The following is a 15130-nucleotide window of genomic DNA, read 5'->3' as shown; positions in this document are numbered from 1 at the left end:
GCTTTTGTCAGGAGGGAACTTGTTGAGACAAGCTAGTGATTACACAGAACCTGCACTAAAAACAATATTTGCTGAGGATTTCAAAATTGGCGCAGCCGTTAACCCGATGACGATACAATCACAGGAGCACTTGCTCGCCTATCATTTCAATAGCATTACCGCTGAGAATGAGATGAAGTTTGAAAGTCTGCATCCGCTTGAAGACATTTATAACTTTAAACTAGCAGATCAGTTGGTTGCGTTCGCCCGAAAACATCATATGGCTATGCGTGGGCATACTTTAGTCTGGCATAACCAGACTACGGACTGGTTGTTTGAGGATAAGAAGGGCGGGTGTGTAAGCAAAGAGACATTGCTTGCACGGCTCAAATCACATATTCAGACCGTGGTTGGGCGTTACAAGGAAGATATCTATGCTTGGGATGTTGTAAATGAAGTTATTGCAGATGAAGGAGAAGAACTTCTTCGCCAGTCAAAGTGGCTGGACATTGTCGGACCGGAGTTTATCGGCAAAGCGTTTGAATTCGCTCATGAAGCCGATCCTAAGGCTTTATTATTCTACAACGACTATAACGAGTCTAATCCACTTAAGCGCGACAAAATCTATAAAATGGTGAAGTCGCTGCTGGAACGAGGAGTGCCGATCCATGGCGTCGGATTGCAAGCCCACTGGAATCTATACGATCCGAGCTTAGACGATATACGTGCTGCTATTGAGAAGTATGCATCTTTAGGGATTCAGCTCCAATTGACAGAGCTGGATGTGTCCATGTTCCGTTTCGATGACAAACGAATGGATTTAAAGGTTGCACCTGCTGAACTGCTCGAGCTGCAGGCAGAGCGCTATGAAGCGATGTTTGCTCTGTTGAAAGAATACCGCGACGTGATTAGCTCAGTCACTTTCTGGGGAGCAGCGGATGACTATACATGGCTGGACGGCTTCCCTGTTCGGGGACGGAAAAATTGGCCATTTCTATTCGATGAGCAGCATAATCCTAAGCCAGCGTATCACCAATTGCTTAACGCTGTCACCAAATCATAGAGCGGGTAACCTGCTCAAGCTTGCGAATCATGAACCCGTCCTTTTCAATCCAGGGCGGGTTATTTATACGGGAGGAATAAACATGACAAATACCGCTTATGAGGCTTGGCTCAATTATGGTCAGCTGAAATCAGGATCTCTATACAATCAATATATAGATTGGTGTGTTGAGTTGGTAGTAACGGAGGACAACGAGACGATTCAGGCGGCAGCCGCGGAATTCATACAGGGGATGACCTCTATGCTGGGCAAAGCGCCACTGCTCACAGCGAAACCTGAAGGACCGTGTATCGTTATAGGAACCTTCCAAGGGGGGAATCCATTAATTAGTAGAGTATTCGCAGGAGAACGAACCGATTCACTGGGTCCTGAAGGTTTCCTTATACGTACAAATGCTACTGAGCAATGTATCGCTGTCGGTGCTTCAACGCCTGTTGGAATATTGTATGGCGTATTCCATCTGTTACGGCTGATAGGAACAGAAAGCGAGATAGACGCTCTGAATTTGTCTATGAATCCGGTGAACGGCCTGCGAATGATTAATCACTGGGATAATTTTGATGGCAGTATTGAACGTGGCTATGCTGGACGGTCCTTTTTTTACGAGTCCAATCAATTTCTTAACGATACAAAGCGGCTGCGTGATTATGCCAGATTGATGTCCTCTGTGGGGATCAACGCGATTTCGATTAACAATGTGAATGTTCATGAGCTTGAATCTCTATTTATAACGGAGCAATATTTGCCTGATATCGCGTTAATTGCAGGAATATTCCGCGTATACGGAATTAAGCTATTCCTCAGTGCTAACTTCGCCAGTCCGATACAGATCGGAGCATTGGAGACAGCTGATCCACTGGACCCAGCGGTGCGGCAATGGTGGAAAGATAAGGCGGGTGAGGTTTATCGAGTGATCCCTGATTTTGGCGGGTTTGTGGTCAAAGCGGATTCAGAAAATCGACCAGGGCCATTCACTTACGGGCGTGACCATGCCGATGGCGCTAATATGCTGGGAGAAGCACTGGAGCCGTTTGGCGGAATCGTGATTTGGCGTTGTTTCGTATATAACTGCAAGCAGGATTGGCGTGACCGTAAGACAGATCGGGCCAGAGCAGCGTATGATCATTTCAAACCATTGGATGGCCGATTTAATGATAATGTAGTGCTGCAAATCAAGAATGGACCGATGGATTTTCAAGTCAGAGAACCGGTATCTCCGCTGTTTGGCGCACTGGAACATACCAATCATCTGATGGAGTTTCAGATTGCTCAAGAATATACGGGGCAGCAGCGGCATCTCTGTTATCTCGTTCCAGAGTGGAAAGAAGTCCTTGATTTCAATACTTATGCCAAAGGGCAAACTACGCTTGTGAAACATATTGTGGACGGATCGGTGTGGGGAAATAAATATAATGGTGTGGCTGCTGTAACTAATGTTGGGGATGACATGAACTGGACGGGGCATGGGTTAGCTCAAGCCAATCTGTATGGATATGGGAGATTAATTTGGAATCCGGAGCTGACGGCAAAAGAAATAGCTGAGGAATGGATTCGCCTTACCTTTGGCACTGATGAAGGTCTAGTGGCTGCTATTCGCGGGATGTTAATGGACTCATGGAGGATTTACGAATCTTACACAGCTCCATTAGGTGTGGGCTGGATGGTTAATCCGGATCATCATTATGGGCCGAATGTGGATGGATATGAATACGCCAAGTGGGGAACGTACCATTATGCGGATCATAAGGGCATTGGTGTGGATCGTTCAGTCAAATCGGGAACGGGGTATAGCGGACAGTATATGGGTCTTAATGCATCAAATTATGAGAATCTAGCGTCTTGTCCAGAAGAGCTGCTGCTGTTCTTCCATCATGTTCCATACACGCATGTTCTGCAATCGGGGCAAACGGTTATACAACATATCTACGATACTCATTTCGAAGGGGCAGAGCAGGCTGCACAGCTTCTAGCAACATGGGAATCACTTGAAGGCAGCATGGATAGTGGATTGTATGTGCAAGTGAAGCAACGTCTTGAAGAGCAAGCAGAGCATGCGCAGGAATGGAGAGATCGGATCAATACGTATTTTTACCGTAAGAGCGGAATTGAGGATCTTAAAGGCAGAAAGATTTATTAGATTTTGAACCGAGGGATGATGGAGTGAGCCTCACGATTAGAGCGATTTTGAAAGATTTAATGGGAACTGTGGAACAGATAGAAGGGACTGTGGATATTCTGAACCCAGGGGAACCGGAAACTGAAGTCACAGGGATTATTACGGCCTTCTCTGCCACACAAAATATTGTGGAGCAAGCAATAGCGTTAGGAGCCAATTTGCTGATCACGCATGAAGGTGTATTTTATAGCCATCATGCAGCGAGCGAGTGGTTAGAAGGTGATCCGGTTTATCATGCGAAAAAAAGTCTGATCGAACATTCCCCAATAGCTATTTTTCGTTATCATGATTATTGGCATCGGCAAGAGCCGGATGGGATTATGATGGGTTTGCTGCGAGAGCTGGATTGGTCAGACTATGTGGAAGAGCAGCAAGCGGCTGCTACGATTCTCACTATTCCTGCTATGACTGTAATGGAAGCTGCTCAGTATATTAAAAGTAAGCTAGGCATCTCTTATGTACGCGCTGCTGGTGACCTGTCTCTGTCCTGCAAACGCGTAGGGATATTAATAGGTTACAGGGGAGGCGGGATGATGGCTATTCCGCTTTTTAATGATCACAATCTTGATTTAATTATCGCTGGAGAGGGACCAGAGTGGGAGACTCCGGAATATGTGCGGGATGCAGGGCACCAAGGCAGATCTAAAGCGCTCATCATGTTAGGTCATGCGGAGAGTGAAGCACCGGGGATGAAATATTTAGCTGAAATCTTAGCAGACAAATATCCCATGCTTCCTACCCGGTTCATTGCTGAACAACCCATCTATCAGATGGTTTAATCTGGGGAAATTAAGAGTACGGAATAAATAAACATATTATGGAGAAAATGAAGGGAAACAGGTCACTGAGAAAGGAGTGTTTCAATGGAAATTCCTTTGGAGGCTGATGAAGTATTAAGTCGGATCAAAAAGCTGCAAAGCGACGGAAGCTCGATCAGTAAAAAACAAGTAAAGCAAAGCGACCCAGAGCTTATGAGAAGTGCGCTGTTCTTTTTTCCAAGCTGGGAGCATGCATTGAAAAACGCCGATCTTTTGTAGCCATAGTATTGTAAAAGGAAGCTAAGTGGACAGGGGGAGATCTCTGATTCTGCTTAGCTTTTTTCTTTTTTATGAAATCATTCGTGCTGTTCATGTGAAATAATATTAACAAGCTTGCCAAACGGATCGGGGACATAGAAACGACGAACACCCCAAGGTACAGAAACTGGCCCAATATTGGTATTGAAGATTGTCGTTTCTTATTAAATAGGAAAGTACTGGTGAATCACCCCCTTTTTCGCTTGCTTCAGAGCAGTTTTTCTAAAGAAAACGAGTAAACAAGAGCAAAAGAAAGAGAAAATGAAGAGTATGCTTAATATGAAATGAAAAGCATTGCTTTCAACATTATTTTGACCAGAGCCCTCCTTTACAAGAAAACCTTACAAGAGTATGATTCATCTCAGAACTGAGAATTATCTTAAATTTACAATTACATAAGCAATCCGCTTAATTTCCGTTTCTGGAAAGCGGGGGAACCAACAACTGGCAGCCGATGTGAGAGTCGGCACTGGTTATGGGGTGAATCCTGTTCCGGGTGCATAATATGCATCCCTGCAGGTAGGGCAACTCTCACTGCCCGAATCCGACAGCTAACCTCGTAAGCGTATGGAGAGAGGATGAATGGCGTGTTTAGTGATGAATAGCCACAGAGAATCCCTCTGTGGTTTTTTGCTGCGTTTTTAAGCAGATATAGTCGTAGAATTTATTATGAAAGAGGTGTTACCTTTGCCTATCGCTAAACTGAACGGAACTTCGCTCTATTATGAAATCAATGGAACTGGCACTCCGGTTGTGTTTATCCATGGACATGGATTAACACACAGTATGTTCAAACCACAGCTGGAGTATTTTTCCGATAAATATAAAGTGATTTTGTGCGATTTACGGGGGAATGGCAAGTCTGGTAAACTGCTGGAGGCCCCACATGAGATTATTGAGACGCAATGTCTGGATCTGATTATGCTGTTGAATGACCTAGGTATCCGTGAAGCAGTTTTTGTAGGAATCGCCTATGGTGGCTTAGTCGTTCAGCATATTGCCAAACAATATCCTGAGCGTGTAAAAGCCATTGTGGTCGCGGATAGCTTTTGTAGGACTCACGGATCAACAATAGTAGGGAAAATACAAACTATGGCAGCATATTGCAGTTTACTAATGTATTATCTCCCAAGCGAGCTGGTGTTGCCTTCGATTCGGATGATGTACCGAGAGCGCTGGAGTCTGGCCTACAATGAGATTAGAAGAGGACTGCTGGACAAACGCCCCCGGGAGTTATATCGGCAAAGGCTGGCTACGAGCCATGTTGATTACACCAGATGTTTAAAGGCTTTTAAACGTCCTGCATTATGTATTGTGGGGGACTTTAATGAATTTGGAGTGAATTGTATGAAGGAAATGGTGTCTCAGCTGCCGCAGGCGCAGTTGGCGATTATTCCGAACGCATTAGATCCAAGTAATCTGTGCCAGCCGGAGCAATTCAATGCGATTCTTCAGCGTTTCTTAGAGAAGCAGCAGGGCAGTCAGCAGATTAGCTGATCTATAGGGAGACCTTCACAAGCGAAGCGTTTAAGTGAGAAAATAGGCGTCCCATAGCCAGGGCGGAATGAGCTGGCTATGGGTCGTCTTTCTGGGAAGAACTTTAGGGGAATTCTCCCTAAAATGAAGGAGATTATGGCTCCTAGAACGTAGATTAGGGAAATCCTCCCTAATAATAGGATGTTTTTAGCCATAAATGGGTATTTGCATGAATTTTTAGGGAGGAATTCCCTAAAAACCTCATTTTAAAGCGATTATCGATGAACATTAGGGAGAATTTCCCTAATATAATGGATATCTAACTAAAGGCTGGCTCATCCGTAGTGAAATCTACGAATGAGCCAGCCTTTGGTTATTTTACTAACCGATGGATGTTGAACATTTACAAGCATATTGTACCTAGAACGCCACTTAATGTCCCTACCCTACCACAGCACCAAATATAGCTCACCAGACGTGGGAAAGAACAATAGACTCTAAATAGTTATAGAAGGAGGCGTAGTAAGCAACGCATCTGCTACTCTTGCATTTTGTACAATGCGATCTACTCGTGTAAGATTAAGATAATTCATACTAAAGGAGCTGAGTCATGATGTCTCAAGCTGAAACTATAAAACTGACTTCATTATCTTCAAAAGGGGGCTGCGGCTGCAAAATCGGTCCCGCCGATCTCATGCAGGTTATTCGTAGTCTGCCACCAACTGTTCCTAACCCGGATCTACTAGTAGGTCTTGATACTAGTGATGATGCAGGGGTGTATCGTTTAAGTGATGAATTAGCGTTAGTGCAAACTGTTGATTTTTTCACGCCGATCGTGGATGATCCCTATTCATTTGGTCAAATTGCAGCAGCCAATGCATTAAGCGATATTTATGCGATGGGTGGAAAGCCGCTTACGGTGCTTAATATTGTGGCCTTTCCTATTTCTGTTTTAGATAAAAGCATTCTCGGTGACATTTTGCGCGGTGCAGCGGATAAAGTACAGGAAGCAGGAGCTACTCTTGTGGGCGGACATTCCATCGACGATAAAGAGCCCAAATTCGGATTGGCCGTTACGGGCCTTGTGCATCCTGACAAAGTAAGAACGAATGCGGGCGCCAAGGTGGGAGACAAGCTGATTCTAACGAAGCCTATCGGTGTGGGGATCTTAACAACTTCCATTAAAAAGGATCAGCTATCTCCTGAAGAAACCACACGCCTTACGACAGTAATGTCTACTTTGAATAAAAAAGCGGCTGAAATCATGGAGCCTTATGATGTACATGCTTGTACAGATGTTACCGGATTTGGGCTACTGGGACATGCCTCGGAAATGGCTAAAGGGAGCGGCACGGGCCTGATCATTCGTCAAGGCGATGTACCGATGCTGCCAAGAGTAAGAGAGCTTGCGGAACAGGGATTTGTTCCAGGAGGCACTAAGAATAACTTTGCCCATCTGGAAGGCAGCATTCTTTATCCGGAAGAGATGGACCAACTAAGCCGCTATATTCTATGTGACGCTGTGACTTCTGGCGGACTGCTGATCTCTGTGGCCCCTGAACAAAGCGAAGATTTGCTAAAAGAGTTAGTAGATGCAGGGGTAGAAGCGGCATTGATCGGAGAGGTAACGGAAGAGCATCCGGGTCAGATTACAGTTATAGCTGCTGTGGAATAACTGTTGTATATCAGCTTAGAGCAAATTATGAAGGTTAGCCACCAGAGGAGAGAGCATATTGTTTCAGGACATTACACTGGAAGAACTTAGAGTGTTAAAAAACAAGAAGCAGATCACCATTATTGATGTTAGATCTCCTTCTGAATATAAAGATGCAACGCTGCCGGATAGTTTGAATATTCCCTTTTTTGATGATCAGGAACGGGCTGAAGTAGGGACGTTGTATAAACAGACAAGTGTGCAGGCCGCGAAAGAACGTGGTTTGGAGATTGCTGCGGCAAAACTGCCTTCTTTTGTCAAAGAATTTGCAGCGATTCAAGGAGACAAAGCAGTATTCTGCTGGAGGGGAGGTATGCGCAGCCGTACAACTGCGACCGTACTCTCTTTAATGGATATTCATGCTTACCGGCTGATAGGCGGCTATAAGGCTTATCGTAAATGGGTGCTCGACGAATTGGAGTCCTATGAATGTAAGGCGAAGTCTTATGTGATTCACGGAAATACAGGCACAGGTAAAACCAATCTGTTACACCGCCTGAAAGCGCAAGGCTACCCCGTTCTGGATTTGGAAGGGATGGCAGGTCATCGTGGTTCTATTTTTGGTGAGATTGGCCTTCGTGCGAACAATCAAAAAACGTTCGATAGTCTTCTTTTAGAGGAGTTAATTAAGATCGGGGATTCTCCTTATGTACTATTTGAAGCAGAGAGCAAAAAGATTGGTAAGGTAGTAATGCCCCCATTTATGGCCGAGCAAAAAGAGAGCGGAACGCAGATCTGGATTGAGATGCCTTTGCATGCCAGAGTGGAGCAAATCCTTGAGGATTATCGGCCAGAAGAATACAAGGAACAATGTATTTCTGCATTTTGGAGTATTAAATCCCGAATTCATATCCCTATTGCGGCAGAAATCGAGCGATGCTTGCAGGCAGATTTGTTCGGCGAAGCTGTGGCGCTGCTGCTAGAGTATTACTACGACCCTAGATACGATTATACGTCCACTCAGTATGAAGGCATTGAGAGAGTTACTTTTAAAGTGAATAATCTGGATGAAGCTGAGACTGCTGTGCGTTCTTTTTTAAAACATCAAGAAGTATAAGTTTCGCGTTATGGTTAAAGGGGGCTTTACTTAATATGATCTATTTAGATTACAACGCTACAACACCAGTAGATAAGGAAGTAGCAGAGGTTATGATCCCTTATCTTTACGGTCATTTTGGGAATCCTTCAAGCAGTCATTCTTTGGGGCGGGAAGCTAAACTCGGAATAGAGCAGGCAAGAACACAGGTGGCTGATTTCCTGAATTGTGCGCCGGGTGAGGTGCTTTTTACCAGTGGGGGTAGTGAGTCTAATAATACTGTCATTAAAGGAGTAGCCCAAACGTATCGCCATAAAGGTAATCACATTATCCTGTCTGCTATTGAGCATCCAGCGGTAATTAAACCTTGTCAGTACCTGGAGCAGATGGGCTACAACCTGACTTATGTACCTGTTGACTCGTATGGAATGGTGCAGGTTGACGATGTGAAAAAGCAGCTCACGGACCAAACCATTCTGGTCTCCATCATGCACTCTAATAACGAAACGGGTACGATCCAGCCGATCAAGGAAATAGCTGAGGTCTGCCACCAACGGGGCATTCTTATTCATACAGATGCTTCACAATCTGCGGGAAAAGTAGACCTCGATGTAGCGGATTTGGGAGTGGATTTTCTAACGCTTGCAGGCCATAAATTATATGCGCCCAAAGGCATTGGAGCATTGTACATTCGGGACGGCATTCACATTGAGCCTTTGATACACGGTGCGGGCCATGAACAGGGGCGAAGAGCGGGGACAGAAAATACACCCTACATTATTGGCTTAGGAAAAGCCTGTGAGCTTGCTGCTGACTCTGATTCTAGAAAAAGAGTTAAGCAAGTTACGGAGTATTTCTATGGAAGACTGCAGGAGTCTTTTGGCGAAAAAATTCATTTGAATGGTCATAAACACAAGCGCTTGCCTAACACCCTTAACGTTAGTTTTCTTGGAGCAGTGGGTCATGAAATTATCGATTCCCTGGAAGCTGTGGCGGCTTCAACTGGCTCGGCGTGCCATTCCGGTGAAACGTTGATTTCGCCTGTTTTAAAGGCTATGCATGTGTCGGAGAATATTGGACGGGGAGCGGTTCGTTTTAGTGTGGGACGATATACGACTACAGCGGAAATCGATGAGGTCATCGATAAGCTGAAGGTGTATTTGTTATAAGCTGAAATCGTATTAGTTGTGAGGTTCGTTTTTGCAAACAGTGGCAAAGTGTGAATTCTAGTGAACGGACTATACGAATCTCACTAAATGGACTATGGTTCCCAGTGAACGGACTATGGTTCCCAGTGAACGGACTATGACTCCCAGTGAATGGACTATGGCTCCCAGTAAACGGAGTACGAATCTCACTAAACGGGCTATGGCTCTCAGTGAACGGAGTACGAATCTCACTAAACGGGCTATGAATCTCAGTGAATGGACTATGGTTCCCAGTGAACGGAGTAGCTATCGGACTCAGGCGCTCTTATTTGCAATATTTTCCTATTTTTGAGTTGCTATAGGACTCCATAGGCGTTATTAGTACAAAATAGACACTACTGAGCACCATTTCTGCCCAATAGCGCCTCTCAGGTCCGATAATCTCTCTAAACAGTGATAAATTAACGAATAGCGGCATCTGAGTCCGAAAGATCAAGAGTTGAATACGCATATTACAAAAAAAGCATCTGCCACCTCCTTCAAAAGGAATCGCAGATGCTTTTTTTAACTTTTTTTTAGTGATTATACAATCGTAAAGCCAGCACTTGCATAACCAGTGACTGTATTTACAAGGGTAAGACCTGTAGCGGTGGCTGAGAATACCATAAGCAAACGTGTCTGTGGTGTTACAGTAAAATTGATACCATTCGTAATTCCGCTGACAAAAGTTCCAAGATTAATAGTACCGGTGATAGGTGGAAGTGGGACTGTTGCGCCTGGAATAGGAGTAAATGTGTTATTTGGTGTGGCAGATTGGTACAATTGCGCTGTTACATTTATCGTAGTACCAAGCAGCGATAAAGCTATGGTATTACTGAAGTAAGCGGCAATGGAAGTTATTACTCCTGCTCGAGGAGTTGAGAATGCAAAATTGATAAGCGGTCCAAGGAGAGTACCTGTCAAATCAATATTACCGCCAACAAGCGAAATACCTGTGGCTGAACTTCCGAAGCCTACAAGGCTTGTGGTTCCAACCAAACCACCTAAAACCGTGGTCATAATAATAGGTCCTCCGGATGCCAGCGGAATAATTGCACCGTTACCGGTTGCACCAGTGACTCCGGTAATGCCAGTAGCTCCGACCGCGCCGGGATCACCGGTGGCACCCGTAGCTCCGGCAACGCCGACCGCCCCCGGATCACCCGTCGCCCCTGTGGCACCCGTAGCTCCGGCAACGCCGACCGCCCCCGGATCACCCGTCACGCCCGTTGCCCCCGTAGCTCCGGCAACGCCGACCGCGCCCGGGTCGCCCGTCGCGCCCGTTGTACCAGCAGGGCCCGCCAAGCCGGCAGCACCAGTCGAGCCCGTCGCTCCAGTTGCTCCTACGCCTGGACCCGCTGGTCCTTGCGCACCTGTTGGTCCTTGAATCCCTTGCACACCCTGTGGTCCTTGAGGTCCCATCGCACCACCAGCGATTAACAAGTAATCTGGTGAACTGCCAGGTATTCCAGTAGGTCCAGAAACAGTAGCAATATAGGTGCTGCCATTGAAGGTTACTACTTGACCTGCTGGATAAGTAGGACTTTGTGCAGGATTAAAGATTACAATTCCTTGCAGCCCTACCCCTTGCGGACCCTGAGGTCCTTGAAGTCCAGGCGTTCCTTGAGGGCCTTGAGGGCCTTGTGGTCCTTGCGGTCCTTGGGGGCCTGTGGAGCCACCAGCAATTAATAAATAGTCTGGTGAACTTCCAGGTGTTCCCGTTGGTCCAGCAACAATAGCAATATAGGTACTGCCATTAAAGGTTACTACTTGACCTGCTGGATAAGTAGGGCTTAGTGCAGGATTAAAAGCAACAATTCCTTGCAGCCCTACCCCTGTGGTTCCCTTTGCGCCCGGAACCCCTTGCGCTCCTTGCGGACCCTGGGGTCCCTGTGGCCCTTGAGGTCCAGTCACACCTTTAATAGGTAATCCAATTGCTTGTGTAATAGAAGCTTGAATATGTCTGATCTGAATAATCAGCTGATCTTTACAATTAGAGTCAATCTTCGTGGCGAGAATAAAAGATAATAACTCAGCTAACAACAGTTGAAGATTAGTGCCCACGCTTACGACAGAGAAGGGACTGACTTCGGTCGATACAATGGTTATCTCTACTACAGAAAGTAGCTCAGTTCTAAAAGGGCTGCATAACTTAGAGGTATGCAAGAATTCCAATAGTTCTCTTAACACTCTTTGGAGATTGGCAATATGAAGTGTTGTGGGATTCGTAAGTACGGGGGGCACCACTGCAGAGAGATCAGTGACTATTTTTAATAGTGCGTTACACTCCCTCTTTCTAATAGGACTGCTGATCCTTCCATGCTTGTTTAGGATAGCATCGCCTTTAAATGGTCTGTAATCAGGCATATTTCTATATCTCCTCCTTGAACTTCTCCTGTTCATTCCTTTAAAAAATGGGAACCTGCCCAATCAGCATATTCTGAGAAGCGGAAGTGGTTACAAAAATTGCCCTAAAAGCCGTTATTCCTGAAAGTCGTTATTAATGAAGTAATACAAAAAAGGCAGGCCACCGCTAATTACGGTAGTCTACCTTTTTAATAGATACGTTAAGTAGTCTCTCCCTTAATAAGAGTTACGTCTACAGTAGTGTTGTTGATTAGCTCTCCGTCAGCACTTTCGATCATTTGCAGGAGAGTATTGGTCAGCATGACCCCGATCCGATCACTAGGTTGCATAATGGTAGTCAATTTAGGACTCTGAAGCATGCGGGTAAAGCTGTGGTAATCATAACCGATGATTTTCAGTTGCTCGGGCACTCGAATGCCTTGCTGTTCAGCATAAATGTATAAAGCATAAGCCACAATATCATTACTGCAGAATACTCCATCATATTCTCGAAGTTGGGCCGGAGAGATATTTTCGGTGACAAAGGACCAAAAATAATCAAAGGTAAGCTTGTTGTGCGCGCCTTCGATAATATCGTAAGTTACACCATGTTTCATACTTGTGATGACAAAAGCATCCCGACGGCGATTCGCTAGAATATCCAGATCTAGCGGGCCGGAGATATGTAGCAGCCGTTTACAGCCCAGCTGTATCAAATGTTCGGTAGCTAGCTCACCACCGCGGTAATTATCCGATCCCACACAAGGGATATTGGAAGAAATAAAACGGTCAAAAGAGACAATAGGGAAAGGGACCTTTTTATAGCTTTCAATATTCATAGTGTGGCTGCACATGATAATGCCATCTACTTGATTCTGGCGAAGCATGCTAATATAGTTGGCTTCCTTCTCAGGATCGTCAAGAGAATTACATATTAGCAATTTATAGTTTTTTTCATTAGCACTCATTTCAACATACTTGATGAGATCGGAAAAGAAAGGGTGGTTTGAATCTGGAACAATAATCCCAATAAAAAAGGATTGATTCTTCTGTAAGGCTCTGGCGATTTGATTAGGATGATAATCTAAGGCGTCCATCGCTTTTTCAACTTTTTTTCGCGTCTCTTTGCTGATATATCCCCGGTTGTTCATTACTCTGGACACGGTAGCTACAGCAACGCCCGCCTCCTTGGCAACATCTTTAATACTTGCCATACCCTCATCCCCGTTTCATAAAATGCTCTAATCTATATTCTACAACTTTCTTGGATTGTTGACACTAATCGAGACTAACAATTGTAAAAGCATAGATAGTTTTTGATAGTTATAATAGGTATGTTATACGTTACCACAAATATATGGATATAATATTAAAAATCAATCATTATACCCATATTTTATTGATTTAATTATATGAAAACGTTTGACATATTATTTGCGCATCTATAAAATTGGTTTTGAATAAACCTTCATCTAGGGAGGAACAAGATCGTTAGGAGAACGCTTTCATAAGTTGCATTAGTTTGATGATTTCTCAGACCTTATAAAGCAAGAGTGTATAAATTGAAATAGAAGGAGAACGCCAATATGCAGATTAAAAATGAAGCTATGCTTATCACTTACGCAGATAGCATGGGAAACAATTTAAAAGAACTAAACGAAGTACTGGATACACACTTGCAAGGAGTCGTGGGTGGGGTTCATTTATTGCCGTTTTACCCCTCTTCGGGCGACCGGGGATTTGCTCCGATGGATTATACGAAGGTTGATTCGGCTTTTGGCGACTGGGCGGAAATCGAAGAGATGAGCGAGAAGTTCTACATGATGTATGATTTCATGATCAATCACATTTCACAGCAGTCTCCATACTTTCAAGATTTCCTTGAGAAGAAGGATGCATCGCAGTACAAGGATTTATTTATTCGTTACAAGGATTTCTGGCCTAACGGTGAACCAACTGAGGTTGATGTGGATTTAATTTATAAACGTAAACCGCGGGCGCCATACGTAGAGGTTACCTTTAAAGATGGGACGAAGGAAAAGGTTTGGTGTACGTTTGATGAGCAGCAGATCGATCTGGACGTGACTACGGAAACTACGAAGAAATTTGTAAAAGACAATCTGACCTTCCTTGCTGATAAAGGAGCATCGATTATCCGGCTGGACGCTTTTGCCTATGCCAACAAAAAGATGGGTACCAACTGCTTTTTCGTAGAACCGGATATTTGGGAAATGTTGAATTTGTCTAAAGAAGTAGTGGAGCCTTATGGCGTAACTGTTCTTCCGGAAATCCATGAGCATTACAGCATTCAATTGAAGATTGCAGACAAGGATTATTATGTCTATGATTTCGCCCTGCCAATGTTGGTATTACATGCTCTATACAGTGGAAAAGTAAATCGGCTTGCGCATTGGCTGGAAATCTGTCCGAGAAAACAATTCACTACCCTGGATACACATGACGGCATTGGCGTAGTGGATGTTAAGGATCTGATGACCGACGAAGAAGCTGAGATGACCAGAGAAAGCCTATATAGTCAAGGAGCAAATGTTAAGAAAAAATATAGCTCCGCCGCTTATAATAATCTGGATATTTATCAAATTAACTGCACTTATTATTCTGCACTTGGCAATGATGATCAGGCATATCTTTTGGCCAGAGCTATTCAGTGCTTCGCCCCTGGTATTCCACAGATTTATTATGTAGGTCTATTCGCTGGCGAGAATGATATTGAGCTGCTCGAAAGCACAAAAGAAGGACGCAATATTAACCGCCATTATTATGCTAAAGATGAAATTGCTGCTGAGGTACAACGTCCTGTTGTTCAAAAGCTGTTCGCATTGTTGAAATTCAGAAATAGCTGTCCAGCTTTTAATGGTGAGATCAAGATTGAACAAGGTAGTGAGAATGAGCTGAACATCACTTGGAAAAATGAAAACAGTGTGGCGAAGCTTGAAGCTAATCTGTTGACCAAAGAATACACCATTCTTGCAGGTGAGAATGAAGCAAATATTGCGAAGGTATTTTAATATTTCCTTTGATATCGAAAGGTGTTCCAAAGGCCAATGTAATGGCTG

At 44.4% G+C, this 15130-nt stretch carries 11 protein-coding genes, 1 pseudogene and 1 riboswitch; of the genes and pseudogenes, 9 read left to right on the top strand and 3 right to left on the bottom strand.

From position 1 onward, the window contains the following. Positions 1-22: 22 nt before the first annotated feature. The 4 genes from MHI15_RS09480 (at position 23) to MHI15_RS09465 (ending at position 4255) form a co-directional block, all read left to right on the top strand. On the top strand, positions 23-1042 hold the full coding sequence (locus tag MHI15_RS09480; protein ID WP_254848834.1) for an endo-1,4-beta-xylanase: 1020 nt from the start codon (positions 23-25) through the stop codon (positions 1040-1042). 82 nt (positions 1043-1124) lie between these two features. Beyond that, the gene (locus tag MHI15_RS09475) at positions 1125-3179 is read left to right on the top strand and encodes an alpha-glucuronidase family glycosyl hydrolase (RefSeq protein ID WP_341164364.1); all 2055 of its coding nucleotides are present in this window, start codon (positions 1125-1127) and stop codon (positions 3177-3179) included. Between the two features lie 23 nt (positions 3180-3202). Continuing rightward, positions 3203-3997 (top strand): Nif3-like dinuclear metal center hexameric protein, encoded by a 795-nt coding sequence (locus MHI15_RS09470; protein WP_438268981.1) that lies wholly within the window; start codon positions 3203-3205, stop codon positions 3995-3997. 84 nt (positions 3998-4081) lie between these two features. Then, positions 4082-4255 (top strand): hypothetical protein, encoded by a 174-nt coding sequence (locus MHI15_RS09465; protein WP_169744809.1) that lies wholly within the window; start codon positions 4082-4084, stop codon positions 4253-4255. A 77-nt stretch (positions 4256-4332) separates the two neighbouring features. On the opposite strand, the pseudogene MHI15_RS09460 reads toward MHI15_RS09465, so the two are convergent. After that, positions 4333-4443: pseudogene (locus tag MHI15_RS09460) on the bottom strand (glyoxalase); the annotation flags it as partial. 246 nt (positions 4444-4689) lie between these two features. After that, positions 4690-4876: riboswitch (cyclic di-AMP (ydaO/yuaA leader) on the top strand. Between the two features lie 105 nt (positions 4877-4981). On the opposite strand from MHI15_RS09460, the gene MHI15_RS09455 reads away from it, so the two are divergent. The 4 genes from MHI15_RS09455 to MHI15_RS09440 all read left to right on the top strand — a co-directional run bounded on the left by MHI15_RS09455 (position 4982) and on the right by MHI15_RS09440 (position 9689). Then, positions 4982-5791: an alpha/beta fold hydrolase gene (locus MHI15_RS09455; RefSeq protein ID WP_076130474.1), complete on the top strand. Its 810-nt coding sequence runs from the start codon at positions 4982-4984 to the stop codon at positions 5789-5791. A gap of 592 nt (positions 5792-6383) precedes the next feature. Beyond that, positions 6384-7445: a selenide, water dikinase SelD gene (gene selD, locus MHI15_RS09450; RefSeq protein ID WP_076184790.1), complete on the top strand. Its 1062-nt coding sequence runs from the start codon at positions 6384-6386 to the stop codon at positions 7443-7445. Positions 7446-7503: 58 nt separating this feature from the next. Continuing rightward, on the top strand, positions 7504-8541 hold the full coding sequence (mnmH, locus tag MHI15_RS09445) for a tRNA 2-selenouridine(34) synthase MnmH (protein ID WP_076280141.1): 1038 nt from the start codon (positions 7504-7506) through the stop codon (positions 8539-8541). Between the two features lie 35 nt (positions 8542-8576). Then, entirely contained in the window at positions 8577-9689 is a 1113-nt protein-coding gene (locus MHI15_RS09440; RefSeq protein WP_076221014.1) for a cysteine desulfurase family protein, read from the top strand. Between the two features lie 561 nt (positions 9690-10250). On the opposite strand, the gene MHI15_RS09435 is transcribed toward MHI15_RS09440, so the two are convergent. Together MHI15_RS09435 and MHI15_RS09430 are read right to left on the bottom strand one after the other, a co-directional pair. Continuing rightward, a complete protein-coding gene (locus MHI15_RS09435; RefSeq protein ID WP_341164363.1) occupies positions 10251-12074 on the bottom strand; it encodes an exosporium glycoprotein BclB-related protein in 1824 nt (607 codons plus the stop codon). Between the two features lie 200 nt (positions 12075-12274). Next, positions 12275-13267 carry a LacI family DNA-binding transcriptional regulator gene (locus MHI15_RS09430; protein ID WP_076128039.1) on the bottom strand — a complete coding sequence of 331 codons (993 nt, stop codon included), beginning with the start codon at positions 13265-13267 and terminating at the stop codon, positions 12275-12277. 372 nt (positions 13268-13639) lie between these two features. Here MHI15_RS09430 and gtfA point away from each other — a divergent pair, with 372 nt between their 5' ends. Next, positions 13640-15082, top strand: coding sequence for a sucrose phosphorylase (gtfA, locus tag MHI15_RS09425; protein WP_340033647.1), 1443 nt, complete (start codon positions 13640-13642; stop codon positions 15080-15082). The last annotated feature ends 48 nt before the right edge of the window (positions 15083-15130 follow it).

The organism is Paenibacillus sp. FSL H7-0918 (assembly GCF_038007025.1).
In the GTDB taxonomy this organism is placed as follows: domain Bacteria; phylum Bacillota; class Bacilli; order Paenibacillales; family Paenibacillaceae; genus Paenibacillus_AQ; species Paenibacillus_AQ odorifer.
This window is presented reverse-complemented; position numbering and strand designations above follow the sequence as displayed.

What these genes read in the sequence shown, in the direction of transcription:
- gtfA (WP_340033647.1), top strand. Translation starts at nt 13,640, where the DNA reads ATGCAGATTAAAAATGAAGCTATGCTTATCACTTACGCAGATAGCATG.
- selD (WP_076184790.1), top strand. Translation starts at nt 6,384, where the DNA reads ATGTCTCAAGCTGAAACTATAAAACTGACTTCATTATCTTCAAAAGGG.
- MHI15_RS09475 (WP_341164364.1), top strand. Translation starts at nt 1,125, where the DNA reads ATGACAAATACCGCTTATGAGGCTTGGCTCAATTATGGTCAGCTGAAA.
- MHI15_RS09435 (WP_341164363.1), bottom strand. Translation starts at nt 12,074, where the DNA reads ATGCCTGATTACAGACCATTTAAAGGCGATGCTATCCTAAACAAGCAT.
- MHI15_RS09430 (WP_076128039.1), bottom strand. Translation starts at nt 13,267, where the DNA reads ATGGCAAGTATTAAAGATGTTGCCAAGGAGGCGGGCGTTGCTGTAGCT.
- MHI15_RS09465 (WP_169744809.1), top strand. Translation starts at nt 4,082, where the DNA reads ATGGAAATTCCTTTGGAGGCTGATGAAGTATTAAGTCGGATCAAAAAG.
- MHI15_RS09440 (WP_076221014.1), top strand. Translation starts at nt 8,577, where the DNA reads ATGATCTATTTAGATTACAACGCTACAACACCAGTAGATAAGGAAGTA.